20 protein-coding genes are annotated in these 24,977 nt (G+C 63.6%); 10 read left to right on the top strand and 10 right to left on the bottom strand.

Annotation, left to right across the window (positions count from 1 at the left end):
• Positions 1 to 37 precede the first annotated feature (37 nt).
• From ACS8YF_RS11065 to ACS8YF_RS11080, 4 genes are all read left to right on the top strand, one after another.
• Entirely contained in the window at positions 38 to 892 is an 855-nt protein-coding gene (locus ACS8YF_RS11065; protein ID WP_440850280.1) for a hypothetical protein, read from the top strand.
• Between the two features lie 428 nt (positions 893 to 1,320).
• Positions 1,321 to 2,898 (top strand): glutamine-hydrolyzing GMP synthase, encoded by a 1,578-nt coding sequence (guaA, locus tag ACS8YF_RS11070; protein ID WP_440850281.1) that lies wholly within the window; start codon positions 1,321 to 1,323, stop codon positions 2,896 to 2,898.
• Positions 2,899 to 2,951: 53 nt separating this feature from the next.
• Positions 2,952 to 3,209, top strand: coding sequence for a hypothetical protein (locus ACS8YF_RS11075; RefSeq protein ID WP_440850282.1), 258 nt, complete (start codon positions 2,952 to 2,954; stop codon positions 3,207 to 3,209).
• Between the two features lie 16 nt (positions 3,210 to 3,225).
• Positions 3,226 to 3,747, top strand: coding sequence for a helix-turn-helix transcriptional regulator (locus tag ACS8YF_RS11080; RefSeq protein WP_440850315.1), 522 nt, complete (start codon positions 3,226 to 3,228; stop codon positions 3,745 to 3,747).
• Between the two features lie 233 nt (positions 3,748 to 3,980).
• Here the strand turns inward: ACS8YF_RS11080 and ACS8YF_RS11085 are convergent, their stop codons facing one another.
• The 5 genes from ACS8YF_RS11085 to ACS8YF_RS11105 form a co-directional block, all read right to left on the bottom strand.
• Positions 3,981 to 4,130, bottom strand: a complete 150-nt coding sequence (locus ACS8YF_RS11085) for a hypothetical protein (protein ID WP_440850283.1) — start codon at positions 4,128 to 4,130, stop codon at positions 3,981 to 3,983.
• A gap of 14 nt (positions 4,131 to 4,144) precedes the next feature.
• Positions 4,145 to 5,221 (bottom strand): SGNH/GDSL hydrolase family protein, encoded by a 1,077-nt coding sequence (locus ACS8YF_RS11090; protein WP_440850284.1) that lies wholly within the window; start codon positions 5,219 to 5,221, stop codon positions 4,145 to 4,147.
• Between the two features lie 693 nt (positions 5,222 to 5,914).
• Positions 5,915 to 7,303 carry an O-antigen ligase family protein gene (locus ACS8YF_RS11095; protein ID WP_440850285.1) on the bottom strand — a complete coding sequence of 463 codons (1,389 nt, stop codon included), beginning with the start codon at positions 7,301 to 7,303 and terminating at the stop codon, positions 5,915 to 5,917.
• Positions 7,300 to 8,553 carry a glycosyltransferase gene (locus ACS8YF_RS11100; RefSeq protein ID WP_440850286.1) on the bottom strand — a complete coding sequence of 418 codons (1,254 nt, stop codon included), beginning with the start codon at positions 8,551 to 8,553 and terminating at the stop codon, positions 7,300 to 7,302. The genes ACS8YF_RS11095 and ACS8YF_RS11100 overlap by 4 nt, the downstream gene beginning before the upstream one ends.
• Before the next feature lie 823 nt (positions 8,554 to 9,376).
• Positions 9,377 to 11,590 carry an EAL domain-containing protein gene (locus tag ACS8YF_RS11105; RefSeq protein ID WP_440850287.1) on the bottom strand — a complete coding sequence of 738 codons (2,214 nt, stop codon included), beginning with the start codon at positions 11,588 to 11,590 and terminating at the stop codon, positions 9,377 to 9,379.
• 319 nt (positions 11,591 to 11,909) lie between these two features.
• Here ACS8YF_RS11105 and ACS8YF_RS11110 point away from each other — a divergent pair, with 319 nt between their 5' ends.
• Positions 11,910 to 12,455, top strand: coding sequence for a hypothetical protein (locus tag ACS8YF_RS11110; protein WP_440850288.1), 546 nt, complete (start codon positions 11,910 to 11,912; stop codon positions 12,453 to 12,455).
• Between the two features lie 221 nt (positions 12,456 to 12,676).
• Here the strand turns inward: ACS8YF_RS11110 and ACS8YF_RS11115 are convergent, their stop codons facing one another.
• Together ACS8YF_RS11115 and ACS8YF_RS11120 are read right to left on the bottom strand one after the other, a co-directional pair.
• The gene (locus ACS8YF_RS11115; RefSeq protein ID WP_440850289.1) at positions 12,677 to 14,365 is read right to left on the bottom strand and encodes a methyl-accepting chemotaxis protein; all 1,689 of its coding nucleotides are present in this window, start codon (positions 14,363 to 14,365) and stop codon (positions 12,677 to 12,679) included.
• A 513-nt stretch (positions 14,366 to 14,878) separates the two neighbouring features.
• The gene (locus ACS8YF_RS11120) at positions 14,879 to 15,634 is read right to left on the bottom strand and encodes an SDR family oxidoreductase (protein WP_440850290.1); all 756 of its coding nucleotides are present in this window, start codon (positions 15,632 to 15,634) and stop codon (positions 14,879 to 14,881) included.
• A gap of 100 nt (positions 15,635 to 15,734) precedes the next feature.
• On the opposite strand from ACS8YF_RS11120, the gene ACS8YF_RS11125 reads away from it, so the two are divergent.
• Positions 15,735 to 16,631: an AraC family transcriptional regulator gene (locus ACS8YF_RS11125; protein ID WP_440850291.1), complete on the top strand. Its 897-nt coding sequence runs from the start codon at positions 15,735 to 15,737 to the stop codon at positions 16,629 to 16,631.
• Positions 16,632 to 17,146: 515 nt separating this feature from the next.
• On the opposite strand, the gene ACS8YF_RS11130 is transcribed toward ACS8YF_RS11125, so the two are convergent.
• Positions 17,147 to 18,754 carry a winged helix-turn-helix domain-containing protein gene (locus tag ACS8YF_RS11130; protein ID WP_440850292.1) on the bottom strand — a complete coding sequence of 536 codons (1,608 nt, stop codon included), beginning with the start codon at positions 18,752 to 18,754 and terminating at the stop codon, positions 17,147 to 17,149.
• Positions 18,755 to 19,152: 398 nt separating this feature from the next.
• Here ACS8YF_RS11130 and ACS8YF_RS11135 point away from each other — a divergent pair, with 398 nt between their 5' ends.
• Positions 19,153 to 19,656, top strand: coding sequence for a hypothetical protein (locus tag ACS8YF_RS11135; protein ID WP_440850293.1), 504 nt, complete (start codon positions 19,153 to 19,155; stop codon positions 19,654 to 19,656).
• A gap of 302 nt (positions 19,657 to 19,958) precedes the next feature.
• Here ACS8YF_RS11135 and rsgA read toward each other — a convergent pair whose 3' ends face one another.
• Positions 19,959 to 21,068, bottom strand: a complete 1,110-nt coding sequence (gene rsgA, locus ACS8YF_RS11140) for a ribosome small subunit-dependent GTPase A (protein ID WP_440850294.1) — start codon at positions 21,066 to 21,068, stop codon at positions 19,959 to 19,961.
• 192 nt (positions 21,069 to 21,260) lie between these two features.
• Complete coding sequence (locus ACS8YF_RS11145) at positions 21,261 to 22,211, bottom strand: LysR substrate-binding domain-containing protein (protein ID WP_440850295.1); 951 nt, start codon at positions 22,209 to 22,211, stop codon at positions 21,261 to 21,263.
• A 113-nt stretch (positions 22,212 to 22,324) separates the two neighbouring features.
• On the opposite strand from ACS8YF_RS11145, the gene ACS8YF_RS11150 reads away from it, so the two are divergent.
• The 3 genes from ACS8YF_RS11150 to ACS8YF_RS11160 all read left to right on the top strand — a co-directional run bounded on the left by ACS8YF_RS11150 (position 22,325) and on the right by ACS8YF_RS11160 (position 24,969).
• On the top strand, positions 22,325 to 23,110 hold the full coding sequence (locus ACS8YF_RS11150; RefSeq protein ID WP_440850296.1) for an alpha/beta fold hydrolase: 786 nt from the start codon (positions 22,325 to 22,327) through the stop codon (positions 23,108 to 23,110).
• Positions 23,111 to 23,544: 434 nt separating this feature from the next.
• A complete protein-coding gene (locus ACS8YF_RS11155) occupies positions 23,545 to 24,576 on the top strand; it encodes a DUF72 domain-containing protein (protein ID WP_440850297.1) in 1,032 nt (343 codons plus the stop codon).
• Positions 24,577 to 24,666: 90 nt separating this feature from the next.
• Positions 24,667 to 24,969 (top strand): DUF3144 domain-containing protein, encoded by a 303-nt coding sequence (locus ACS8YF_RS11160; protein WP_440850298.1) that lies wholly within the window; start codon positions 24,667 to 24,669, stop codon positions 24,967 to 24,969.
• Positions 24,970 to 24,977 lie beyond the last annotated feature (8 nt).

Genomic DNA, 24,977 nt, shown 5'->3' on the forward strand with positions numbered 1-24,977 from the left:
GTGTGTTAGGTGACGAAGAAAGTACCCAGGGGAAACATTGTTAGAACTGTTGGCTAGCAAGCAAGTGGATATCTATATTTCGCTTGTTACGAGTTTGATCGGTGCGGTCTTTGGTGTCGCTCTAGATCGCGTTGCCAAGGGTGAGGGGAGAGCAGTAACGACACTTGGGGCGACTCCTGCAGTTAGCATCTCTATGCAGCAGGTAGTGCAGTTTTCCGATCGCGCGAAAAGCGATTTCGATGATCAAGTTATGCTTTTCTTTTTTGGAGCATTTCTTGTTGTTGTCGGGATTGTCTACCTCTTCTTTAGACAAGAAGTGCTTTTCGCAGGCCTGCTCTTGGTCGTCCTTGTCTTCGGTGCTTGGGCTGGCTCTGTCGCAAACTCGTTCTACAGCGGATTCTACAGCGGCTGGAGGTGGATGCTCTACTTTCTGGTTATGCTCCTATTCGCTCTATCTGCGGTCCGCGTGGTGGGGCTTGCAAAGGCCCCGATGATCGCCCCTAAAAACTTCAGTCACGTGCAGGACATCATTAACCGGTGCGGGGTCATGTCTCTACCGCGGTACTTTACGGCGCTCGATTTCAGGTGGTTTGGATTTCACCTTCTGGGGGTTATCTTTTTTTTCGCAGCGAGTTGGCGTGCGTGCCTGTCAATGCTCAACTATGCAGTCACCGGAACCCGGCTGAGCAAACAGGAAACCCATACCCAACTTAAAGGCCGGGTAGCCGCGGTTTACGGGCGACCGTGGCGGAACAGTTTATTCCTGCTCGGGTTGATGGTTGCAGCGAATTACCTAGTAAGCGGCCAATTCTTCATGTGGTTCGAGTACGAGATGCCGCACCAACTAAACTATTTCATTCAGGTCGTACTGCATGGTCGACAGGCTGGATGAACGCGGTAGAGATGCGAATAAAGGCAAGTCTGACAAAGGCATGGAGCCGACCACGTCACACGCGGCGGCTTGTTCCTGGCGTCATGTCGTTACGGGAATATTTTCTTATTCCTTCACAGGTTACGCATATGATACAGATTGAAGATAAAGAGGTTGGCATTCGCGAGGCAATAAACGGGCTCAGTGCTTCACGGTCGAATCCAAAATCCTCACAGCGCCCCAATCGGGTATCGCCACGAACGTTCGACCGGCACCTGCGTGTGTCTGTGTAGATCTGCGGACAATGTCTTGAAGAGAACATGCCGCCCAACCCGACAGCGCCCGAAAAGCATCCACATCGTAACCGTTTAACCGCCAATAAATCTGCGAAATCTGCGAAATCTGCGGATAGCCGGCCTTAAAGAACCACCACCGAGCTTGGAACGAAGATGACCCAGGATATCCACGCCGAGAAAATTCTCATTCTCGACTTCGGCAGTCAGTACACCCAGCTCATCGCGCGGCGCGTTCGCGAGGCCAATGTCTACTGCGAGATCTACGCCTGGGACGTGGCCGACCACTACGTCCGCGATTTCGCGCCCAACGGCATCATCCTCTCTGGTGGGCCGGAATCGGTCACGGTGGACGAGGGCCCGCGCGCGCCGGATGCCGTCTGGGAACTCGGCGTGCCGGTGCTCGGCATCTGCTACGGCATGCAGACCATGGCCGCCCAGCTCGGCGGCGAAGTGGAAACTTCCAGCCACAAGGAATTCGGCTACGCCCAGGTCCGCGCCCGCGGCCACTCCAAGCTGTTCCGCGACATCGAAGACCACGTCAACGAAGAAGGCCACGGCCTGCTCGACGTCTGGATGAGCCACGGCGACCGCGTCAAGGAACTGCCGGAAGGCTTCAAGCGCATCGCCAACACCGACGGCGCGCCGCTGGCCGGCATGGCCGATGAAGAGCGTGGCTACTACGGCATCCAGTTCCACCCGGAAGTCACCCATACGCCGCAGGGCAAGCGCATCCTCTCGCGCTTCGTGCACGACATCTGCGGCTGCGGCGCGCTCTGGACGAGCAAACACATCATTGAAGACCTGATAGAGCGCATCCGCGAACAAGTCGGCGACCAGCGCGTGCTGCTCGGCCTGTCCGGCGGGGTGGATAGTTCAGTGACGGCCGCTCTCATCCATGAAGCGATCGGCGAAAACCTAATCTGCGTATTCGTCGATAACGGCCTGCTGCGCCTCAATGAAGGCGACGAAGTCATGGCCACCTTCGCCGAGCACAAGGGCCTGAACGTCATCCGCGCCGATGCCGAAGACGAATTCCTCGCCAAGCTCGAAGGTGTGGCCGACCCGGAGGCCAAGCGCAAGATCATCGGCAACACCTTCATCGAAGTCTTCGACGCCCACGCCGCCGAACTCACCAATATCGACTGGCTCGCCCAGGGCACCATCTACCCGGACGTCATCGAATCCGCGGGTTCGGCCACCGGCAAGGCCCACGTCATCAAGAGCCACCACAACGTCGGCGGCCTGCCGGAAGACATGAAGCTCGGCCTCGTCGAGCCGCTACGTGAACTGTTCAAGGACGAAGTCCGCGAACTCGGCCTGGCCCTCGGCTTGCCGCGCGACATGCTCATGCGCCACCCGTTCCCCGGTCCGGGCCTGGGCGTGCGCATTCTCGGCGAAGTGAAGAAGGAATACGCCGACAAACTCCGCGCCGCCGACGCCATCTTCATCCAGGAACTGCGCGACTCCGGCTGGTACGACAAAGTCAGCCAGGCCTTCGCCGTCTATCTGCCGGTCTCCAGCGTCGGCGTCACTGGCGACGGCCGGCGCTACGAACACGTCGTCGCACTACGCGCGGTCGAGACCATCGACTTCATGACCGCCAAGTGGGCGGAGCTGCCGTATGAACTGCTCGGACGCGTGTCGACCCGGATCGTGAATGAAGTGGACGGGATTTCCCGGGTGGTCTACGACGTGACCGGGAAGCCGCCGGGGACGATTGAGTGGGAGTAGGGTAGTTGTCAGTTGACAACTAGCTTAGTTAAGAGAACAATCGATCTCGACGCATGGCGCGCGACTTCAAGCATCCAAGCAAGGCCATTGAGCAGGCCATAGCGCATGCCGAAAGCTACGGTTGGCGGGTCGAAAAAAGCCGCGGTCATGCGTGGGGCCGATTGTTCTGCCCGCACAACGATGCCGAGTGTCGCTGCGGCGAGTTCTGTATCACGAGCATCTGGAGTACGCCGAAAAATCCCGAAGCCCACGCCCGCCAGATTCGCCGCGTCGTCGATAAATGCACCGGCGGATCGGGCGAGTCGAACTGATTCGGTGGAGATCGCCATGGAATACATCTTCACGCTGAAATACCGCCTGCACGATTACGACGGCAACGATCAGGCGCTTCTCGATCGCTTGTTCGAGGCGGGCTGTGATGATGCGTTGCCCGGTATCGGGCAGACCGGCCGGCTCGCCCTGGAATTCTCTCGCGAAGCCGAAAGCGGTCAGCAAGCCCTGGAAAGCGCGATCGCTGACGTGCGACGCGCGCTCGATCATGCCGAGTTGATAGAAGTGCTGCCGGATTACGTCGGGCTCACCGATATCGCCGATCACGTCGGGATGTCGCGGCAGAACCTGCGAAAGATCGCTGTGAATCACGCCGCGACCTTTCCGGCCGCTGTCCATGAAGGCAATCCGTCGCTCTGGCATTTGGCGGATGTCTTACGCTGGCTCCACGAGCAGGGCTATGCGGTGGATGCGTCGACGCTTGAGATCAGCGCCGTGGCGCGGGAGTTCAATATCGCGATGCAGGCGCGGCGTTTGCCGGCTGATCGGTCAGGTGAGCTTGAGGCTTTGATGGCCTGAGTGCCGCTGGCGGCTGATTAAGGACTGTAAACGGGGATGGAAATCGTGGTCTGTCCCGATTTTGTCCCCCGAGCAGATCACCGGTGGCAACAGTGCCGAGGCGCTGCTGGCGCGCATCCAGGAAGCGCGCGCCGCGCAGGCGCCGAAAAACGCACAAGGGAAAAGACCAAGGCATGACCCAAGCAGACGCGACCCGGCCCACGGCCCGGCAGTGGCTCCGCTACTGGCGCAACTCACTGGCGGATGCCGAGAGTGGCCGCGGAGCATTGACCAAAAAGGTGTTGGGGCAGACCGACTATCTCGACAGAACGGTCTACCGCGATGGCCGCCTGCCGTTGGATCACCCGGTTCTCCAGCAGCTGTTGGAAGCGCGAACGCGACATGACCGCCTTCCTCCTCAGCTCACGACTGTCGCTCGGCGCCGGCAAAGCAGCAGCATGCCGATCACTCCGGCGAGAAGCAGTGTGGCGCTGTTGGGTTCGGCGACCGCCCGCGCAGACAGCGCGGCAGCGGCCGCATCGGCGATGATCTGGTGTGCTGCCGCGGTCGGGTGCAGTCCGTCCCAGAACAGGTACTGGCTGGGGTCGCTACATACGCTACCTGGAGCCGCCGAGGTGAAATTGCCGGTCCAGCACGGGTCGGTCACATTGGTGAAGTCATAGGCCGCCGGATCGGCGACGGCTTGGTCCAACGCGCTGAAGGTGTCGACCTGGGTCAGCGCGAAGCCATCAGCCTGCGCGAGGGCATTCAGCGCCTGGGACAGGCTGGCGTTGAAGTCGGCCGTTAAAGATCGGATCAGCGCCAGCTTTGCCGCGTCATTACCGGTGGCCGCAATGGCGTTCGGCGTTTTGCTCAGGTCTGGTACGTTCAGCGCGAGCAGATTCTGCATGCCGTCACCGGCCAGGTCGTTGACGAAGTTGCTGATGTTGGCGATCGCCTGACTGAGATCTGTATTGATCTGCAACGGCTGGATAGGGCCGCTGAGTGCGCTGGACGTCAGCGCGTCGAGATCGTTGGCGCCGATCCAAAGGGTGTAAAGTGCGCCCGTTTTGGCGTTGGCGCCGTTGTGGGTCACGCTATCGAATGTGGTCCGTTGTGCAGGCAGGTCGGTCAGCAGATTTGCGGGATAGTTCGGGTTGGATGAGTTGTAAGGGTTAGCGTTGGTCGGCCCGGTTTGCGCACCGCCGAAGGCGAAGTCGTTGCCGCCGGTAATGCTTGGCGTAACCGCTCCGAGACCGAGCGACGCCGCGAGATCCTGCACCCATACATTACCGTTGGTGAAGCGTCCGTTCGAATAGGGCGGGGAGATCGGCTCGGACCCAGCGGTCACGGTATACACGTTGCCGGCGTCGGAGAGGCTGTCGCCGAACACATAGAGGCCGGTGTAGCCCGGACCGACGGTGCTGCCGCCAGTCAGAACGGTCGCGGCGGCCGAGGCCGCGCCCAGATAACCAACAAACACCAGCGCAGACATTGCGCTCCGGACGACAGTAAGCATGACCTGGCCTCTTCGAGACGGGATAGCGCTTACATGAAGCAATCCGTGGGCCATATTTTTTTGCCTGAAAAAACAAAGGCCTGCACTAAGTGGCAAAGTTTGTCGTGTATTGAGTGGAAGAAAAGCCGACACATGGCGAACAGTGCTACACGGCTGCACTTGCGAGGCATATTGCTCGGAACGTCACTCTGTGACATCCGTTCCACTCTCGGCGGAGACGCCCGTTATTAACCCGGCATCAAAACAGCTGACTTGATCAGCTGTTTTCAACGCCTTCAAAAATAAAAGCCGGCGCCTATCCGTCTTTTATTTTCAAAGGCTTCGCGGCCAATGGCCGCGGCGAGCACGCGGTCGCATGCTCGCGCTATTAATCCGAAAAATCATCTGTTTTTGTGCCGGGTTAATAGTGCATGATCACTTCTGTAATGTGGTCAGGGCCGGAAAGGTGACAGGCCACCCGATATCCTGTCGCTGGATTTGTTCGCGCAAACGACGAAAGGAGAAAACGAATGGCCTGTCACACACAGCATAGCGAAGCCGAGTCAGCCGCCCAACTGATCGCCGAACGCGGGCTGGGCGCCAACTGATGCCCGAGATTCCTGCGAGCGCGTCCGGGTAGGGCGCCGCTCATTGGGTGTTCGACCCACGCGCTCCGCCTCTTGCCATGCGCTAATCCGGAGCGGTCGCGGTGTGAGATCGGTCGGGCGGCGGCGCGTGCTGCGGTTTCAGACTTTTCAGCGTATAGCCGTACATCAATCCCATAAGCAGGATGCTGTAGAAGGCATAAGGTTTATGCGTGAGACGGAAATCCGTTACGTTGGTTAGCGCCGCGAGCAGGCCGGAAGAGATCAGGAACAGGCCAATATCTAAGGGCACATCGCCGCGCCGCCAGGCACGCCATAGGCCGCGGATCAGGAAAAACGCCAGCAATCCGGCCAAACCGAAACCAACGACGCCGAATCGGACCAGTGTTTCCAGATAACCGTCATGCAGATGATCATAATAGCGGTGGGCCGCGTCAGGCGTTCGCGGCGCGTCGGGCCGCATGGTCGTGGCCTCGAAACCGGGACCCCACCCCCACACCGGGTGTTCCAGCCAGATTCGGCTGCCGAACCGATAGATCCGCACGCGTTGCCCGAGCGAGGTTTTGGGGACTTTATTGATTTTTAAACTGGATATGGCCCGAACTGTTTCGCTGGTCTTGTGAAAGCGAGCGACGATCGGCCCCCGATTCGCCATGGCCAGCGCGACCACGCCGATCAAGATGGCCACGGCCATGCCCAGGCCGCGCCGGCGCTGCGCCGGATCCGCAGTCCGCCAGAGCTTGATCAACCCCATGCCGGGCAGAATGATAACCAGCGACAGCAGCACTGCCCGCGACTGGGTCAAAAACAGCATTTCGCCCATGATCGAGGCCAGGGCCAACCAAGCTATTGTCCGTGGCCACCTGTACCGACCCGGCCACATCACCCGCCCGGCAAAGGCCAGCCAACCGATCAACAGGGTGCCGAGATAAAGTGCAGACGAGAGGAATGGCAGGCCCCAGTGCGCTCGGCCGCTGTCCAGCCAGGCCTGCGCGATGGCCGGCCAGTTGGACCGAAGTGCCATACCCAGCAGCGAACCCACCATAGCCACGGCCAGCACCCGTCGTATACGTCGGCTGTCGCCGCGACTATACAGGGCCACCAGCGGGAACAGCGGTAAAAGCATCCAGTCCGTCAAACTGTGGTAGTTGGCGTCTGCCATTGCCGGCTGTTGCCAGGCGCCCACCACCGCTCGGAGCACGACATAAAAGCTCAAGACGAGCGTGGCCCACGCCACATCGCTGCCTGCCAGCGTCGCTCGAAACCGCCGCCAGCCGGCAATCGCGGCGAGCAGCATCAATAACAGACCCACCAGCGCCGTCGTCTTGTTCGCAATCTGGAAAAAGGCGAGCAGATATAATCCGAATACACCGACCATCTCTGGGACACGTTGGCCAAGTGTCTCGGCAGGCGCAGGCGGCAGCACTGATTTCCCGGATACGGCAGCGTCCGGATGGTTGCGAAACCAGCTCATTGTATTTTCCGCTCTACGACGTCTGCTGGCGGCGATCGGCGATCGTAGCGAGGCCACAGTCCGCAGATCAGTGTCTCGTACCGATCCACCGATTTCTCCACCGAAAAATCGGCCGCGCGCTTTTCCATCAGAGCCTTGTCCGGGGGCGAATCCAGTGTCTGTTCGATCGCGGCACTCAGGCCGGCAATATCATCAACGGCAACCAGCCGACCGTAGCGGCCATGGCCGAGCACCTCCGCCGGTCCGCTCGGGCAATCCGTGGCCACCACCGGGCAACCGCTGGCCAGCGCTTCGATCAATGCATAAGGCAATCCTTCTAATCGCGAGGCCGAAACGAGCATTGCGCTACGGGCCATGAAGGCGGCCGGGTGATCCACCCAGCCCATGAAAGCGATATCGTCGGCCAGCCCGGCCTGCGCGGCCCGGGCCTCAAGATGAGAGCGCTCGGCCCCATCGCCGAGAATCGCCAGCCGCACGGTTCGTCGCCGACGCACGCACGCGAAGGCATCGATGAGCACATCGAAGCCCTTCTGCGGGTGCAGCCGGCCGACAGCCACGATAACCGGCGTGTCGGCCTCGCCGAACCAGGGATGGTCGACCGGGCGGCGCATGCCGTCCAGCAAGGTCGAATCGACCACGGGATTATGGATGGTCTGAACCGCATGCATTGGCAGGTCGACGGCCTTTTCGAATGACCGGGCCAAGGCCGCGGAAACCGCGACGCGCGCGTCTGCACGCGCATGAATCCTTCCCACCATACGGGCCGTAACCGATCGCCTGGCCGCACGCGAGCCATCGCCCGGGCAAGGACGGTGCCAACTGTCCGAATGTTCCACGGTGACGATGCGGGTATGCGTGCTTGCGAGCGCCCGGGCACGGACAGCGGACACGGCGCATTGCCACAGATTCGCGATCAGTACGTCCGGCTGCCGCTGCTGCAGATATCGCGTCAGGCTGGCTACCGAGCGTATCTGGCGCGTCGCGCCTTTTCCCTCCAGACAGGCCCGGGCCAGCCACCCGGCGTCCCTCGGAAAGGCACGCAATGCATCGACCAACCCCCGGGCCGACGAGGACTTGGTCAATGGAAAAGTATGGACCCCGTGCGGCACAAGCGCGAGCCGACTCGGATCGAGGCGGGCCACGACCATATCGACCGTGTAGCCACGGGCAACCAGTGCGGTTGCCAACACCCGTGTGAACGACCAGACGCCGCCAGCATCAATATTAGCGCTGTATAAGGCAATTCGCATGCCGGAATATCTCGTTTTCTTGTCGCTCTAAAAATGTCGGCCAGCCGATACCGGGCCGATCCCGAATAAGCTTGCGCAACGTCTGCCCCATGGCCGCTGCGGTTGCCGGCTTCCGGCCCGATAAGCCCGGACGCCTGACGGGCACCAGAACGCGGCCCGTCCATGCGTGGAATTGTGCACGCCAGGCCCCGTTTAGCCCGAACGTTGTACCAATCTGCGCGGCAGCGACAAAAATTCGAGTAGCTGAGTCCGCGCCCAGCCTTTATCCATGGTTCCGCGTTAGTTCGACAGCAGTGCGCAGGCGCGATTGCAACAGGCGGCGTATCCGGCTGGCGCGTAACGGCCGCCGACCAGCCGGCGGCGAAGTATACGTGATGGCTAACGATTCGACGACGGACGAGACACGTGGGTTCGGGGCTGCGCACGGCCCTGCGGCGCGGCGCTCGCCACTTGTTGCGACCGGTTGTTGCGACCGGCGGGGGAAGCCGAGTTGCAAGCTTTTGCAGAAGGCGATGCCGATCATCGGTTGCCGGATGGCCGGCGCACCGCAGTGCGCAACGGCTGCCACCCCGCGCATGATCCGTAGCAAGATCGGCGCGGCGCGCCGGGCCAGGACCCCGGATCGCTCAGGCGCCGTCCCGCGGGGTCACTCGGCTCGGGGCTGTTGCCGCCGTATCGCCGCCACTGCACGTGCTCGATCGAGGTGCGGCGGCCCGGCTCTGGGGGCCAAAGGCATTTCGATCGGTGACTTCAGCGAAGCGCCGGCGACCTTGGCCGCAAGATCACCTCGTCGCCTGACGGATATTCGAGTCCGGCAGCCGGCTCAGGCCAGCAGACCCGAGAGCGGCTCGGGCCGGTGAAGGCCAAAGCCCTGCATGAAATCCACATCGAGTGTCCGCAGCTGGGCTGCAATGGCGTCGTTTTCGACAAATTCCGCGATCGTTTGGATCGAGCGTCGGCGTGCGACGAGCACCATGGCTTCGACCACTTCGCGATTGCGGACGTTGGTATCCAGCGTGCGGATGAAGCTGCCGTCGATTTTCAGGTAGTCGAAGTCGAACCGGTTGAGATAGTCGAAGGTGGCCAGGCCGGTACCGAAGTCGTCGAGCGAGATCGCAAACCCGGCCGTTTTCAATTCCTCCAGGATCGTCAGCGCGACATCCCAATCAAGGATTGCTTCGGTTTCGGTGACTTCGAAACAGAACAACGACGCGGGCAAGCCGCTACGCTCGAGTTCATTCCGGACATAAGCGCTGGTTTCCGAATGACTCAGGCTCGATCCGGATAGATTGATACTGAATTGATCGTAACGGGTCGCCCGATCGGCCCGCGCGGCGATGTCCGTGAACGCCTGGCGGATGACCCAGCGATCAAGCGGCACCATGTAATCGAATCGGTTCGCCACCGGCATGAACTGGCCGGGTGAAATCCAGCCGCCGTCAGGTCCGACCATGCGTAGCAGGAGTTCGATCTTATGGCGCGCGCCGCAGTTGCCGATCGGCCGGATCTGCTGCCCGAACAGCTGGAATCGATCGTTTTCAAGGGCCCGCTTGAGCTGCTCCAGCTGCCTGAGTTCGGCCCGCTGGTCGGCCAGCTGCGCCTGGTAGTGGGCGTCGAAATGAACCGTCTGCACCGACGTGCGCGTCATGTCCGTGGCCGTGTGACGGCTGGCCGTGATCACATCCTCGATGGCGTCGCTGTTGGCAAAGGGCAGCCCTCCGATTGTGACGTCGACCTGATATTCCCAGTCTTCGGAGCGGAAGATTCTGCCCTTGATCGCGGCCGCAACCCGGCGCACCCGCGAGTCCACCGCGTGGATATCCGTATAGGCGATCACGGCGGTATAGATTCCCTGGTCCAGGCGCGCCAGCGCAGCCCACTCGGCCACCGGGATCAGGGCATCGCGCAGCATCGCCAGTGTCCAACGCTCGCAGGCATCGACCAGCGCCACCGGCAACAACTCGCGGGAATAAACAAAATCCCGCAGGCACAGGGTCAGGCACATGTAATGGTGAGTGTCGGCGATATCGGTGCGGCGGACATAATCCACCAGCCCGGCGCGGTTGAGTTCACCGGTCAGCGCGTCATGGTGATTGGCGTTGCGCAGCGACGCGATGAGCCCGGTGCGTTCGATGGTCGTCGCCATGACAAGCTGGGTCATGATGGCCAGCACGCCGGCGAATGAAAGCCCTTCGCCCAGCGCATTCCATGCCTGGTGGCTGGTTGTCCAGGTGCCAAGATATACCCCCAGCAGGGTGCAGATCACCGCGATCGGCAGGGCCAGCAGCGCGCTGCGCACATAGCCGGTGAGCGCCATCGCGATCAGCAGCGGGAAGAACAGGTAATCCAGGCCGCGGGCATAGTTGTAGCGGTTGAGTATCGCGAACGCCAGGCTGGCCAGCAGCACCAGGCCGAACAGCAGCGCGAACAGCGCCGCCCATGGGTCGATGTTCAGCCGCTCCGGCGTTCGGCACCAGTCGAAAAAACGCTGCATCGGTGGCGCAAACAGAATTACGCCGATCGCCTCGGGTAACCACTGAAACAGCCATACGCCGAGATAGGGTTGTTGGCCGAAATAGCCGAGCTGATGATAGGCAAAAGCCAGCGCGGCGGCCGCGGGCAGCAGCGCCAGCACCGCGACGTATCCGTAGAAACGCAAGGCGCCAGCGAGAGAGGATAGAAAATCGCGCTCGCGGACATGGCGCCGGTGCAGTTCGGTCATGGCAAACAATTCGAAGCCCTGTTCGGCCATGAACAACAGACAGATCGATGGCGCGTAACCGTGCGTGGTAAACCAGGCCCCGACCACCAGCGGATAGGCTATCAACCAACGCCGGCCAAAGACCCAGGCAGCGGCCAGCGCGATACCCAGCGGCGGCCAGACTGCGGACGTATTGGCCGAGCTCGGTACGCTCAGAAAGCGGCTCAGGTCGGCGCTGATCCATATCAGGATCGCCGGCAGGAGAAAAAATACCCATGGGCGAACCCGCACTTGCAGGTTGATGAGGCTCGTGTCGACGAGAGCGGATAAGCGCATTCGCGAGTGCACCATGCGTGCCGGATATCGGTGCGAACCGCAAAAGCGGCGGCCAGCATCCCTGTGTTTGATTCCTGGGCGGTTGATCGCGTCTCGGCCCGCGCGAATTGTATCGCAAGCAATGTTCAAGAAACGGGCCTATCTGGCTGTCAATTGAGACGGGGCCGGCCCGCAGCGTGTATGAAAACGGGTCTCCCGGCCGGACGCTTGTTGAGGCTGCCCATCGGCAACGGGAATGGACAAGCGGGCAGGGCGGTATCGGGCGCATGTGCCGGTATCGGCATGCGCTACAATTTTCTTTTTAATCGCGGGTGGTTGTATGTCATTTTTGCGACGTTTTCTGATCGGTGTCAGCGTTGTGGTGGCCAGTGCGGCGATGCCGGCCCTGGCGGCGTGCCAGCCCGATGCGGCCGGCTATGATTTTCCCGCGCAGCGGATGGATAGCGCATTGCAACAGTTCGCGCACACCAGCGGGTGTCCGGTGCGGGTCGATCTGGGCCGGTACGGCCACCTGAAAACGTCGGCGCTGAAAGGCCGGTACACGCCAATCGACGCACTCGTGCGGCTGGTGCGCGGCACCGGGCTGGAGGTGCACGTCGACAACGGGAGCTATGCCGTCAACCGAGCCGATCGTGCAGCCCTCGAGGCCCGGATCGCCGCCACGCGCAGCGCCATCTCGACCGCCCGGCACGGCGGCATCATCGGCAAGGCGCGGGCGGCCGGTTTCAATCAGCAGCTCGATAGCGTCTGGCACAACGCGCAGTCCCTGATTCGTCGGCAGGGCTTTCTGAGTGCGGCCGAAAAGGCGAGCTTCGATCGCCTGATCGTCTACATCAGTGGCCAGCTCGTAGCCGCGGGCTCGTGATCTGGGCGCGCCAGCTGTGCGCCTGCATCGCATCAATCATGCGCTTTGTTCTTCGACCTTGCCCTGCGGCGTCATGGAGATCGGCTGCACAGGCGGTGCCCGCCTGCAGCCACGGCTGATGCCGGGCGCATCACGACTGATCATGCGCACAAGGCGCCGGCGGGGTGCCCCCAAGATATAAACCCGCCGTCCGCGCCGTATTACGATGGCTGGCCTGCCGTTTATACCGGCAGGCTTTTAACCGCCGGCGCCGGCACGGAGTTATCGCGCGTGGCTGCTGTGGCATGCGGCGCCGATCCCTGCACCGGCGTCTGCGCCGGGGCCGCCGCATCCGGCGCGCGCGCTGCGTCATCCGCTTCGGCCGCGTGCAGCTTGAAGAAGGCGACCCGGGTCTTGAGCGCTTGTGCCTGTTCTTCCAGCGAGCGACTCGCCGCCGCCGATTCCTCGACCAGCGAAGCGTTTTGCTGGGTGACGCCGTCCATCTGCGAGATGGCAAGGTTGACTTGTTCGATCCCGCTCGATTGCTCCTGGCTCGCGGTCGCGATCTCGGCAACGATATGACTCACCTTGTGAATACTGGCCACGATGTCTTCCAGCACTTGGCCGGAGCGTTCGACCTGTTCGGAACCGCCAGCCACTTTCTGCGTGCTGTCTTCAACCAGGGTTTTGATGTCCTTGGCCGCCTGGGCGCTGCGACTGGCAAGTGTGCGGACCTCGGACGCGACCACGGCAAAGCCGCGGCCCTGTTCGCCGGCCCGGGCGGCCTCGACCGAGGCGTTGAGCGCCAGCAGATTGGTCTGGAAGGCGATTTCGTCGATCAGGCCGACAATTTCGCTGATCTTCCGGCTGGATTCTTCGATATCGTGCATGGATTGCACGGCGTTCGCCGCAACCTTCTGGCCGTCCCCGGCCTGATGGCTCACGTCCCGGGCGAGCTGATCGGCCTGGGCGGCGTTATCGGCGTTCTGCTTGACCGTCGAGGTCATCTGTTCCATTGAAGCGGCGGTCTGTTCGAGGCTGGCCGCCTGTTCCTGCGTGCGATTGCTCAGTTCGTCGTTGCCGGCCGCGATCTCGCCCGTGCCCATGGCCACCGCATCGGCGCTGGTGTGCACGTCTTCGACCACATCGCGCAGGCGTTCCCGCATGGCTTCGATACCGTCGATCATGGCGCCGAACTCGTCCCGGTACGGGTTGTGCATGCGCGTGCCCAGATAGCCCTGTGCGATCGCGGAGACGAAACCGCGGGCAGCGCCCAGCGGGCGCAGGATCATGCGGCCCAGCAGAAGCGCGGTCAGCAGCACCGCGACCAGTACGAACGCGGTGACGCCGATACCGAAATAGCGTGCCTGCACCGCGGACCGGTGGGCGCGACCGTAGACCTGCGAGGCCGTGGCCATCTGACTACTGCGCAGTTGATGCAGGTTTTTCTGCAGGCTGTCGAGTGTTTTGCCGAGCTTGCTCGAATACAGCACCGACGCGCCGATGGCGTTGTTGTTATTGGCCAACGACACGAATTTCTTCATCTGCGCGTCGGCGGTCTGGTACGTCGCATTGGCGGCCTTCGCGATCCGGGCCTGGTCCGGCGAGGCGACCAGCGCCGGATAGTAGGCTGTCCACGCCTTATCCAGCCGGTCGTGGATTGCGGTCATCTGGTGGGCCAATTGTTCGATGCTGCCCGCGGCTACGGAGCGCAGCTGCGCCTTGTGGTCCTGATCCAGTTCCTTGAGCAGGTCAGTGGCGTCGGTGATTGCACTCACGCCCTGGAAATTCTTCGCATAGATATTGTCGAGACTGGTGCTCAAGCTCTGGACCGACCAAATCGACACCGCGCCAAGTACCGCGACCAGCACGAATGTCAGGCCGAATCCCAAGCCGAGCTTGGCTTTTATGCTTTTTCTAATATCCAACACGGCAGGTTACCTGTAATGAATTGAATTGCCCCGGCCGATTGCACCGACCCTCCTCCCGAACACTGCCCGGCGCCAAGGCACCGGGCAAGGCACGATCGACCGGATAAAACCGTCCCACAGCCGATTATCGGCATCGGCTTTACGATCTTTAAGATATTTCGGGATGGCAGCGCCGCGCTCCGTTCGGCCGCCGCGTGGGGTTCCGGTATTTGGGGATATCCCGATGTCGGGCCCCGGGGGCGGGCGCGCGGTAAAAGACGGGGGCCGTGCCGCACATCCTGAATTCCGGGCGCCGGCGTTGCCGAGAATCCCATTCATGCCGTGGCGGGCAACGCTGTAATGCGCGCTCGCGACCAACCGATGTGCACGACCGACCATGGATGAGGGCGGCCTGCGAACGCGATAGTGCGCCAGGGCCGCATGCCGCGACGGTCATGCGGCCGCATGGGAGGCGGGCGAGGCCCGCGCAACACGGCCGACTGCGCGGGCCGTGCCTGAATCGAACTGTCTTCGTTAGGGGGCTGAGATACCTGTCTCCCGGGCCAATTCGACGGCATCTCTGCCTGCGGGTATACGCGACGGGGCGGCCGGGTCGGTCGCCGCTCGCCATACCGCCTCGGCTACATCCGCGGCATGGGTTACCGGGCCGCTGGCGTCGGTTATTTCGGCGACCGCTCGCTGGATCAGGTCGGCGTAGTCGGGGCTGTCCAGCCCCTGGCGATGAGCGTTCTCGCCGAAGCGCGTCTCGGGCGAGCGGCCGGGGAGCACGGTTCGGACCGCGATGCCGAACGGTGCCAGTTCGATGGCCATGCAGGCCGTGAACGCATTCACGGCCGCCTTGCTGGCCGTATACAGGGACAGCAGCGGCAGCGCCTTGAGGGTCACGGTCGAGGTGACGTTGACGATAGTGCCGGCACCCCGCGCGCGGAACTGCGGCAGCAGGGCCTGGCACATCGCCATGGCGCCGATGGTGTTGGTTTCGAACAACGCCCGCGCCAGGGCCGGCTCGGTCAACTCGAACGGCGCGGCCGCGCCCACGCCGGCGTTGTTGACCAGCACGTCGATCGCACCGGCGGCCTCGACGGCCGCGGCTACGCTGGCTGGATCGGTGACGTCGAGCGCGAGAACCTGCAGGCGCGGGGATGTCGGCAGCACCTCGGCGCGCGGCGTGCGCATGGTGGCGATGACGTGCCAGTCGCGGTCGAGAAAATAACGCGCGGTTTCGAGGCCGAAACCGGACGAGCAACCGGTGATCAGAACCGTCTTCATGAGAACTCCTGCAAGTCAAACGCTGAGTGGCTCACGATAGGCGCGACCGTCCGCACTCGCTACAATCCAGAATCCGAATTTCATTCGCGAGCGTCCGGTCTTGATCGATCCCCTGGCCGAGGTGGTATCGCTGCTGCAGCCCAGCATGCGGTTTTCCAAGTTGATCGTAGGCGCCGGACCGTGGCGCGTGCATCGCAGCGATCCGGGCGATCTGTTCTATTGCGTTGTGCTGGAAGGCGAATGTCTGGCTTCGCCCGACAGCGGGGCGCCGATTCATCTCATGGCCGGCGATTTCCTGCTGGCGCCATCGGCGCGCGACATCGTCGCGTCCAGCCAGCCGCCGCCGCTACTCGATGGCACGAACTCGCCGGTGGCGCTCGACGAAGGGATATTCCGGCTTGGCGCGGCGGATGCGGCACCCGATCTGCGCCTGCTGCTCGGCCATTGCGATTTTGAATCGCCGGATGCGGCACTACTGGTTTCGTTGTTGCCGCAACGCGTGCACGTGCGTGGGCAGCGGCGGCTCGCGATGCTGGTCAAGCTCGTGGGCGAGGAGTCGCGCGCCGATCGGCCGGCGCGCGCCATGGTGCTGTCGCGGCTGCTCGAAGTGCTGCTGATCGAAGCCCTGCGCGGCACAGGCGAAACGGCCGCTGCGCCGGGTCTGGCGGTCGGGCTCGCGGATGCTCGCCTGGCCGGCGCGATACGTGCCATGCACGCCGAACCCAGACGCGCCTGGACGGTCGCCGAGCTGGCCAGTCAGGCCGCGCTGTCGCGTTCGGCGTTTTTCGAGCGCTTTCGTCGGACGGTGGGGCTTGCTCCGATGGCGTATCTGCTGGCGTGGCGCATGGCGCTCGCCCGGCAGATGCTGGGCAGCAACAATAGCCGCATCGCCCAGGTTGCCGAGCGCGTGGGCTACAGCTCGGCCAGCACCTTCAGCGTCGCCTTTACGCGCCATGTCGGCATATCGCCCGCACGGTACGCGCGCGACAACCAATGAATTCAGGACGGCATCGCCATCGATGCGCGGCCGCGTTTCGACGGTCGTCGCGAAGCCTTGGAAAATAAAGGAGGGACAGGTGCCGGCTTTTATTTTTGAAGGCGTTGAAAACAGCTGATGAAGTCAGCGGTTTTGGTGCCGGATTAATAATCAGCCCGCTGCGTGTCGCAGCTAATCAGGGACCGGTTCGGAACAAGGGTTGCGGCGTGATGGCGGTGGATTGGTATATCGTTCCGGAAGCTTTTCGATTGGGCGACCGGGGTGCGAGAAGGTCGGTATCGAGTTGACGGACTGGTTTTCCGCCCATTCGGTCGGGCCGTGGTCGCGAATATTGGCTGCCTGCGACTGCGAACCATCCAGCGGACCGTGGGATAGGTCGGACTCCAGCGCTTCGGCTTGGTGTGAGCAGCCGCGGCTAACGTCCTCATCGGGATGGTGCCACGCACCGTGGCGGCCCGGGCCATGAGTTGCCGCGGCTGCCGGCGGCCGTGTCAATACAAACGATTGCAACGGGCTCAAGGTGTTCCGGGGCCGGGCGGGCCAGCCAGCGATGTGTCGTCGCGAATGTCCGCAGGGACGATGTCGCTGCCAAAGCGTGGGACAAGGAGTGCCACCGGACGGCGCATGACATGCCGGCGGTGAGCCGGGTCGCGGAAGTGACGCGCGGTGACATAGTGCATGAAGCGTAGTGAAGCCCGGGCGCGGTCTCGATCCATCGCCGCCATGGTGGCCTCGATCTGTGGACTCAAGTCGATGCGCGCGGTGGGTGCGAGGAACAGCCCCAGCTCGTCGCGGGTGGCCGGTTTCACGCTGTTCAGCTCGTCGACCACTGCGGCACCGCCCGGGTCCAGCGCCATCGCGGCCTGGCTCTTGAGTACCAGCAGATAGATATGAAAGCTGGTGCCGTGATCGCTCAGTTCCAGGGCCTGATCATAGAACTGCAGCGCGCGGTCGAGTTCGCCCTCCCACATCTGCAGTTGCGCCCATACCGTGAAGCCGGCCGCGAGCGCGGCCGTGGTTTCGAGCGCACGGGCGGCGATCGACAGTGCCTGTTCGCGGTTGTTCTTATCCGCAAAGTAAAGCAGCTTGGCCGCGGTGAAGGTGTGGCTGGCGTCGGCCGCTAAATGGGGCAGGGCCTGGTTGACCAGGCTCTGGATCTCGGCGTCGTTTTCGTCGCGTTCGTCGGCCGTCATCAACAGGTCGACACCGGCCAGGACGTACCGGCTGTGCAGCGTCGTCGCCAGCGCAATCCGTGCGGCGTGGTCCGCCGGGTTCTCGCGCAGCCGTCGCCGCAGTCGCCGGGCGGCGTCTTCCCAGGTTTCGCAGCCGACCGCCATGACCCGCGAGGCGGCATGCAGGCTGACCGGTAATGGCCCCAATGCCGAACAGGCAGGCCCTGGCCCGCCGACCTGCAGACTGGCCCATATCGCGCCGGTGATCCGTATGGCCAGTTGCGCCGCGCGGGCTTCGATGGCTTCGATACCGCTCCAATCGGGCGTGATCGTCAGACGATCGGCTGCGATCGGCACCGGCGTGCCGAACGACCGCAGGCGGTACACGCAGTCCAGCCCCCGTGCGGTGGTTTTCACGAAGCTCAGGTCGACAGCGAAACGTGGCGGGTCGCCGCTGAATTGTTCGCCACTCGGGCAGTCCGCATCCAGGACTACGGCGCGCTCATCCGGGGTCAGTCGGTCAAGGCGGTGGGCGAGTGCTACCGCGAAGGCCCAGCCCCGGTCGTTCAGGTTTTCGGCGAACTTCAGCCCATGCACCGGGCCGACAACGATGAATGCGCCGGCGGCAGGGCGTTCGGCCGGCGCCGACGGGCCGATCCATACGTAGCCTTCGCCGTACCGGGTGGCGATATACAGTGGGTCGCGCGCCGAGTCGGCGAGTTTTTTCCGCAGGCAGTGGACGATGAAATCGACACTACGGTCGGTAGCCTCGCACTCCAGGCCGGAGATTGCATCGAGCAGGGTATCGCGAGCCAGCACCGAACCCGGTCGGGAAAAAAATACCCCGAGCAGTGCCCGTTCGGCGCGCGTGAACCGGACTTCATCGCCATCCCAGCGGTGGGTCGCGCGATCGAGCGCTGGCTCGAAATGCCATAGGTCTGGATGATTCATTTCCCGGCCCCGACTTACTGGCTAAATATATCGGTCGCGCTGCCTGATATCGGTTGCAGCCGGTATACGGGCTTGCATCCGAACAAGACTTTATTCACGAGGAGGCGAAAATTTAACCAATTGCCGTTACCATAGCGGCTGACGCTGAAAACGACCAATATCCGGTGAGCGGCGGTGAGTTGGCGTGGCGCCCGTGGCCGCATCACACGGGAATGGCGCTGGCCGCCGGCCGAGCCACATGTGACCGTGCCGTTAAGCGGGTGGCAGCGTGGCGTGGCGTGTTATGGCAATGGGCGCTAATAATTGGCCAACATTGTTGATCTAGTCTGCCATTGTGCGCCTGCGGGCACCGATGCCGGTGCCGCTGGAAATATCGCCGCGACGCGGGATAACCGCAAATGGTGGATACGCCGGAACAGGTCCGTTATCGCGGTGCAACTCGAGGGACCGTCGTGACAATCGAAAATACAGAGCACCCAGGCGATCGTGAATGCCTCGGGCAGACTGAGGGTGAACGTCGGGCGAGCGAACTCATCCAGCGTGAACTGGCCTGTTGTTGTGTCGATTTCGCCCTGCTGCAGCGTAACGGACGGCTGAGCACGCAAAGCCCGCTCGCGCGCGCCATCGAGATGTTGCGGCCGAGTCATGGGTTGATGGCGCGGCGCCGTGCTGTCGGGCTGATGAATCGCTATGCCCGACAGGCGGTTGCTGCCGGACATGCAGACCGCGCGGCCGACGAGGTCCTGTTCTGTCTGGACTGCGCCTGGACCGGCGATTATGGGGAAACGGCCGACGGCGATTGTCCCGAGTGCCGGGAGGATGGCTTCCCGGGCCGGCTGCGCGCCGGCGATGGCAATCCGCTGGAATTCCTTGCGGGCGTTTGTGCCGGCGCCGCGCGCTGAACGTGGAAGTTATCGTGCCGTGCGCGGCCATGGCGCTCACGTTGGCACAAGCGCGGTTTTCGCCGCTCATGCCGCAGAAGCGGGCGGGCCCGGGTGACCCGCTCTGGCAATGAATGGATTGGTCGGGGAATAGCGCCGGCGTGTGTCTTCAAAAACGTGCCATCGGTGACATCCGCGGCTCGATCAGCCGGACTGCAGCGGCATGCATCCTGTCCGGGGCCCCTGTCTACAGATCCTGAAGCCGCGAAAAGCCCGTGGCCGCGCAACGCATTCGAAGCGGTTTCCGGAGGCGCCGACCGCGATCAACGTCGCCGGGGGGCGGATTTGGGCCGTCGTTTCGCGGGCCTGGACTGGCTCTTGGCTTGGGTGCTGGCCTGGCGCGATTGCCGGTCGGCGGCGCCGGTGATCTCGCCGTGCAGCTTTAGATAGTTTTCCAGGCGGGCCGGGTCGATGGTGCCGGCGACCACTGCCGCACGCAGAGCGCAGCCGGGTTCCTGCTGGTGCTGGCAATTTCGGAACCGGCACTGCTCGGCCAGTGCGTTCAAGTCGGCGAAGCTGGTTTCGGCGAGGTCTTCGTCGCCGGTCGGCTTGAGTTCACGCATCCCCGGCGTGTCGATCAGGCAGCCGCCCGAAGGCAGGGCGATCAACGCGCGGTGCGTCGTGGTATGGCGACCCCGGGCATCACGCGCCCGGACCGTGCCGGTCTTCATGTATTCGCGTTCGAGCAACGTGTTGGTCAGCGTGGACTTGCCGGCGCCGGAACTGCCCACGACCACGGCCGTTTGTCCCGCCGTAAGCCAACGCTGCAATACGGCCACGCTGTCGCGTTGTCTGGCGTTGACGGCATAAACGGGCACGCCCTGGGCTTCGAGTTCGCGGGCCAACGCGCGTGCCCGTGTGGTGTTCGCACCGTCCACGCCGTCCTGGGTATCGGCCTTGGTCAGCACGACAACCGGCTGTGCGCCGCCGCGCACCAACAACAGATAGCGCTCGATACGGCGCGGGTTGAAGTCGCCGTCCAGACCGCAGACGATGAATACCGTATCGATATTGGCGGCAATCACCTGCTGACCATAATGCTCACCGGCCGCCGCGCGCTTGACCGTACTGCGGCGCGGCAGCAGCGCCACGGCTTTTGCGTTGTGTTCGGCTTCGCCGTCGACCAGCAGCCAGTCGCCCACCGCGGGGCGTGCGTCCGGCGCCAGGCGCGGTCGTTGCCATTCGGGCAGCGATTCGACACGGAACCCGCGACCGCTGTGCTCGGCAACGATGTAGCCGGAGCGATGCTGCTCGATCACGCGCGCCGGACGGCTTCCGGGATGCGCGGCGATGACGGGCTTCCAGTCGCCGGATGGCGGCCAGCCTTCGAATGGCCAGCCAATGGCCCGGAGCGCGGTGAAATTGAAGCTCAAACGGCGCAATGGGTGCGATTTATGGGGCTAGTCTACCGCGCGCGGCCAGGTTCGACAGGGCTGTGGGCAGGCACGGCATAACGTGGCTCTTGGCATGTTCATATCATGCCGATACGCCGCGCCATGCGGCGTTGTGGTCGTTCGCCGTCTTGCCAGAGCCGGTGCATTGCCGCTTCGGGTCCGACACGAAATTCAGTGGTGTGCCACGGTGCGAGCCGGTGTTGCCGGGCACGAGCCCGCGCGAACGCGACCGTCCGGCGGATCGCGCAGACAGGCCACCAGATGATCGATCAGGGCGCGCATTCGCGCCGGTTGGTGGTGGCGATGGGTGTAGACGATCTGCAGGTCGAGATCGGCCATGCGATGGTCGTCCAGCAACGGCACAAGCCGGCCGGCATCGAACGATGCGTCGAGGGCGAACCTCGGTGCGTACACCACGCCGAGGCCATCGGCGGCGGCCTCCACCAGATGGCCGATGTCGTCCGAGCGCATCAGCGTCGGGCCGTCGATCGGGTACGCTCGATCGTCGCTGTCACGAACCATCCAGTCGCCGGGCGAACGGGCTTCCGAAAATACAAGCCGCGGTAATCGGCGGATTTGCGCCAGGTCGTGGCGCTCGTGCGCGGCGAGCAATCCGGGCGCACAGCCCAGCCCCATGCGAATGGGGCCGATATGGCGCGCATGCAAGGCTGAGTCTGGCAGCTGCCCGATGCGCACGGCGAGGTCCAGCCGGCCATCGACGAGATCGGCATAGCGCTCGTCCGTGTGCAGGTCGAGGGTGATCTGCGGATGGCGGCGGCAGAACGCGGCCAGTATCGGCGCCAGTCTGATGGTGCCGAAGACACGCGGCAGGCCGAGCCGGATGTCCCCGGCAAGCTCGCTGTGGCCGCCGCGGGCCTGGGCATTCGCTGCGGCCAGGGTGTCGACGATCTGTTTGGATGCCGCCAGGTAGCGTCGGCCGGCCTCGGTTAGCGACAGTGCGCGCGTGCTGCGATGCAGCAGTCGCGTCTCAAGTCTGGATTCGAGCACGCTGAGATACTTGCCGGCCATGGCCGGCGACAGGCCCAGCGCTCTGCCGGCCGCCGCGATGCTGCCGTGTTCGACGGCGGCAATGAAGACTTCGATTTGTCGCAATCGGTCCATGCATAGCAGTCGATCGTTTGACGATCGACGGTGTTTCTTGTGGGTCTCATTCTATCGTGCCGCGATTGTCTGCAGGCTGGCGACTTCACCAATACCCGGGAGTGGATGCCATGATGATCGAAACCAACAGTGCCGTTCTGCACGTTACTGACCAGGGTGATGGGCCTCGCACGCTCGTATTTCTTCACTATTGGGGCGGTTCCGGCCGCACCTGGACCGAGGTGGCGAGCGCGCTCGCCGGCCGTTACCGTTGTCTCTCGCCCGACTTGCCCGGCTGGGGCCGTTCCGGGCCGTCGCGCTACGGCTATCGGGTGGCGCATCTGGCGACCGCGGTCGGCGAGATGATCACCGCGCTTGCGCTCGACGATGTGGTACTGGTGGGCCATTCCATGGGCGGCAAGGTCGCGCAGTACCTCGCCGGCCAGCGCCCGGCCTGGTTGTCGGCACTGGTGCTGGTGGCGCCGTCCCCCGCGCTGCCCATGACGGTGCCGGAATCCGGGCGTCTCGCCATGCAATCGGCCTATGACACGCCTGCGAGCGTCGAGCGAACGCTCGATCAGGTGCTGACCGCGACGGCACTCGAGGGGGCGATGCGCGAGCGCGCTATCGCCGACTGCCTGGCCGGTCAGCCCGACGCCAGGGCCGCGTGGCCTGCCGTCGCGATGCTCGAGGATATCACTGCGACGACACGACGTATCGATGTACCCACACTGGTTGTCGCCGGTGAGTGCGACCTTGTGGACCCCGCGGCCGTTCTGGCCGATCGGCTGGTGCCGTTTCTGCCGGAGCCTGAGGTGCATGAACTGCCTGCCGTCGGCCATCTGCTCCCGCTGGAGGCGCCGACGGAAGTCGCCGGGCATATCGAGCGATGGCTGGATGCGCGTCGAGTCGCGGTTTAGGTTGCGTTGGTACGGCCGATAACAGCCCAATGGATCGGGTCGACGTGGCGCGTGTCGCGCGCGCAGGGCCTGCATTGGTGCGAAACGTGCCTATTCGATCGCAGGGATTGCGGGAGGTCACGAGCATGGCTCGACATCGCAGGGGGCGGAGCGCGGCATGGCAAGGTTGCCAGTTGCGGGAAGCCAGGCGTGCGCTGGAAGAGCGCCGGCAAAGACTGCGCGAGGCGGCGCAGGTGTTGGGCCCGGCGTCGCTCAAGTCACCGGAGCGCATGTAAGCGCCCGTTGCAACAGGCCGGAGCGGGCCGCGTATTCGAAAATGCCGGCAACGAGCGTGCTCCCGGGCATGTATTTCCAGCCCGGCCACGCGAAAGCGCTGCACCTCGTTTGCCGCATGCGACAGAATGGCTCGATCCGCTTGCCCCGATGGTTGACCGATGGTGGCCGAATCCCAAGGCGCCGCGCCGCGAAGTGGCGGGTTGTTCGACGACGACATGGCGCTCGAACCGGGCGTGCAGCCCGCCGCGCCGGATGCCGCCACCCGGGCACTGGCGGCCGAATTGCCGTCACGGCTGCGGCTGGGTACGTCGTCCTGGCATTTCCCGGGCTGGGCCGGCCGGGTCTGGGACCGGCTGTACACGGCGAAGCAGTTGTCGCAGGCGGGGCTGGCCGCTTATGCGCAGCATCCGTTGTTCCGGACCGTGAGCCTCGATCGTGGCTTCTACCGTCCGTTGACCGTCGCGCAGTACGCCGCGTATGCCGAACAGGTTCCGGATACGTTTCGTTTCGTGGTCAAGGCACCGGCGCGGGTTACGGATGCGTTGATCCGCGCGTCCGGCGGCAAGGGCCGGGCGGCCAATCCGGATTTTCTGGATGCCGATGTGGCCTGGCGCACGTATGTTGCGCCCGCAAGTCGCGGGCTCGGCGACAAGCTGGGCGCGCTGGTGTTCCAGATCAGCCCGCTGCCGGGGCGCTGGCTCGGCGGGATCGAGCGCCTCATCGACCGGCTGGACGGCATGTTGCGACTCGCCGGAACGGCTTCGAACGACGCGCCGGCTGTGGTTGTCGCGGTGGAGGTGCGCAACCCGGAATGGTTGCGGCCGGCGTTTGTCGAGGTGCTCAAGAGCACGGGGGCGACGTATTGCCTGGGCCTGCATCCGAAGATGCCCCCGATCGCGACACAGTTGCCGATCCTGCGGGCGTTGTGGCCGGGCCCGCTGGTGTGCCGCTGGAACCTGAATCTCAAGCACGGCGCATTCGGCTATGAGAAGGCGCGCAACGACTACGCGCCGTTCGACGCGCTGGTCGACCCGGATACCGACACGCGCGCCGCGCTCGCACGCGTGATCGCCGGCACGGTCGGCGCGGGGCAGCCCGCCTATGTGACGATCAACAACAAGGCCGAAGGCAGTGCGCCGCTGACGGTGCGGGCGCTCGCCGAAGCCGTGCGGGCAGCGTCACGGTCGTGACCGGGTCGGCCTTGCGCCGCCCGGCCTGGGATCGTGAGCGACGAATTCGATATCCTGCGCGCTCTATAACCGATTCAACGGGATGACCGCATGAGTGGACAGAGCCTTTCGCCGGCGTTTCGCGCGCGCGCCGACGCCGTGATCGACTTGCTGAACCGGCAGGCCAACGAAGCGCCCACCGGCCAGGTGAGCGCCTCGGTGATGTACGCCACGGCGCGCTTCAATGCCTTTCAGGTGGCGGCGACGTCGGAAGATGCCGAGCAGATGAAGGCGGAACGCGAGAATGCCGTGAACTACTTCACCTCGCAGTACCGCAAGATGTTCGAAGACCATTTCGACGAGTGCCTCGCGCATTTCGATCGCTATACCGGCGGCGGCTCGCAGACGAGTTGAGGCGTTGC

The sequence above is a fragment of the Salinisphaera sp. SWV1 genome, assembly GCF_052044155.1.
GTDB lineage: Bacteria > Pseudomonadota > Gammaproteobacteria > Nevskiales > Salinisphaeraceae > Salinisphaera.

Excerpts from the sequence above, each read along its gene's own strand:
- guaA (WP_440850281.1), top strand. The coding sequence starts at position 1,321 with ATGACCCAGGATATCCACGCCGAGAAAATTCTCATTCTCGACTTCGGC.
- ACS8YF_RS11075 (WP_440850282.1), top strand. The coding sequence starts at position 2,952 with ATGGCGCGCGACTTCAAGCATCCAAGCAAGGCCATTGAGCAGGCCATA.
- ACS8YF_RS11080 (WP_440850315.1), top strand. The coding sequence starts at position 3,226 with ATGGAATACATCTTCACGCTGAAATACCGCCTGCACGATTACGACGGC.
- ACS8YF_RS11085 (WP_440850283.1), bottom strand. The coding sequence starts at position 4,130 with ATGTCGCGTTCGCGCTTCCAACAGCTGCTGGAGAACCGGGTGATCCAA.
- ACS8YF_RS11090 (WP_440850284.1), bottom strand. The coding sequence starts at position 5,221 with ATGTCTGCGCTGGTGTTTGTTGGTTATCTGGGCGCGGCCTCGGCCGCC.
- ACS8YF_RS11095 (WP_440850285.1), bottom strand. The coding sequence starts at position 7,303 with ATGAGCTGGTTTCGCAACCATCCGGACGCTGCCGTATCCGGGAAATCA.
- ACS8YF_RS11100 (WP_440850286.1), bottom strand. The coding sequence starts at position 8,553 with ATGCGAATTGCCTTATACAGCGCTAATATTGATGCTGGCGGCGTCTGG.
- ACS8YF_RS11105 (WP_440850287.1), bottom strand. The coding sequence starts at position 11,590 with ATGCGCTTATCCGCTCTCGTCGACACGAGCCTCATCAACCTGCAAGTG.
- ACS8YF_RS11110 (WP_440850288.1), top strand. The coding sequence starts at position 11,910 with ATGTCATTTTTGCGACGTTTTCTGATCGGTGTCAGCGTTGTGGTGGCC.
- ACS8YF_RS11120 (WP_440850290.1), bottom strand. The coding sequence starts at position 15,634 with ATGAAGACGGTTCTGATCACCGGTTGCTCGTCCGGTTTCGGCCTCGAA.
- ACS8YF_RS11130 (WP_440850292.1), bottom strand. The coding sequence starts at position 18,754 with ATGAATCATCCAGACCTATGGCATTTCGAGCCAGCGCTCGATCGCGCG.
- ACS8YF_RS11135 (WP_440850293.1), top strand. The coding sequence starts at position 19,153 with ATGGTGGATACGCCGGAACAGGTCCGTTATCGCGGTGCAACTCGAGGG.
- ACS8YF_RS11145 (WP_440850295.1), bottom strand. The coding sequence starts at position 22,211 with ATGGACCGATTGCGACAAATCGAAGTCTTCATTGCCGCCGTCGAACAC.
- ACS8YF_RS11150 (WP_440850296.1), top strand. The coding sequence starts at position 22,325 with ATGATCGAAACCAACAGTGCCGTTCTGCACGTTACTGACCAGGGTGAT.
- ACS8YF_RS11155 (WP_440850297.1), top strand. The coding sequence starts at position 23,545 with ATGGTGGCCGAATCCCAAGGCGCCGCGCCGCGAAGTGGCGGGTTGTTC.
- ACS8YF_RS11160 (WP_440850298.1), top strand. The coding sequence starts at position 24,667 with ATGAGTGGACAGAGCCTTTCGCCGGCGTTTCGCGCGCGCGCCGACGCC.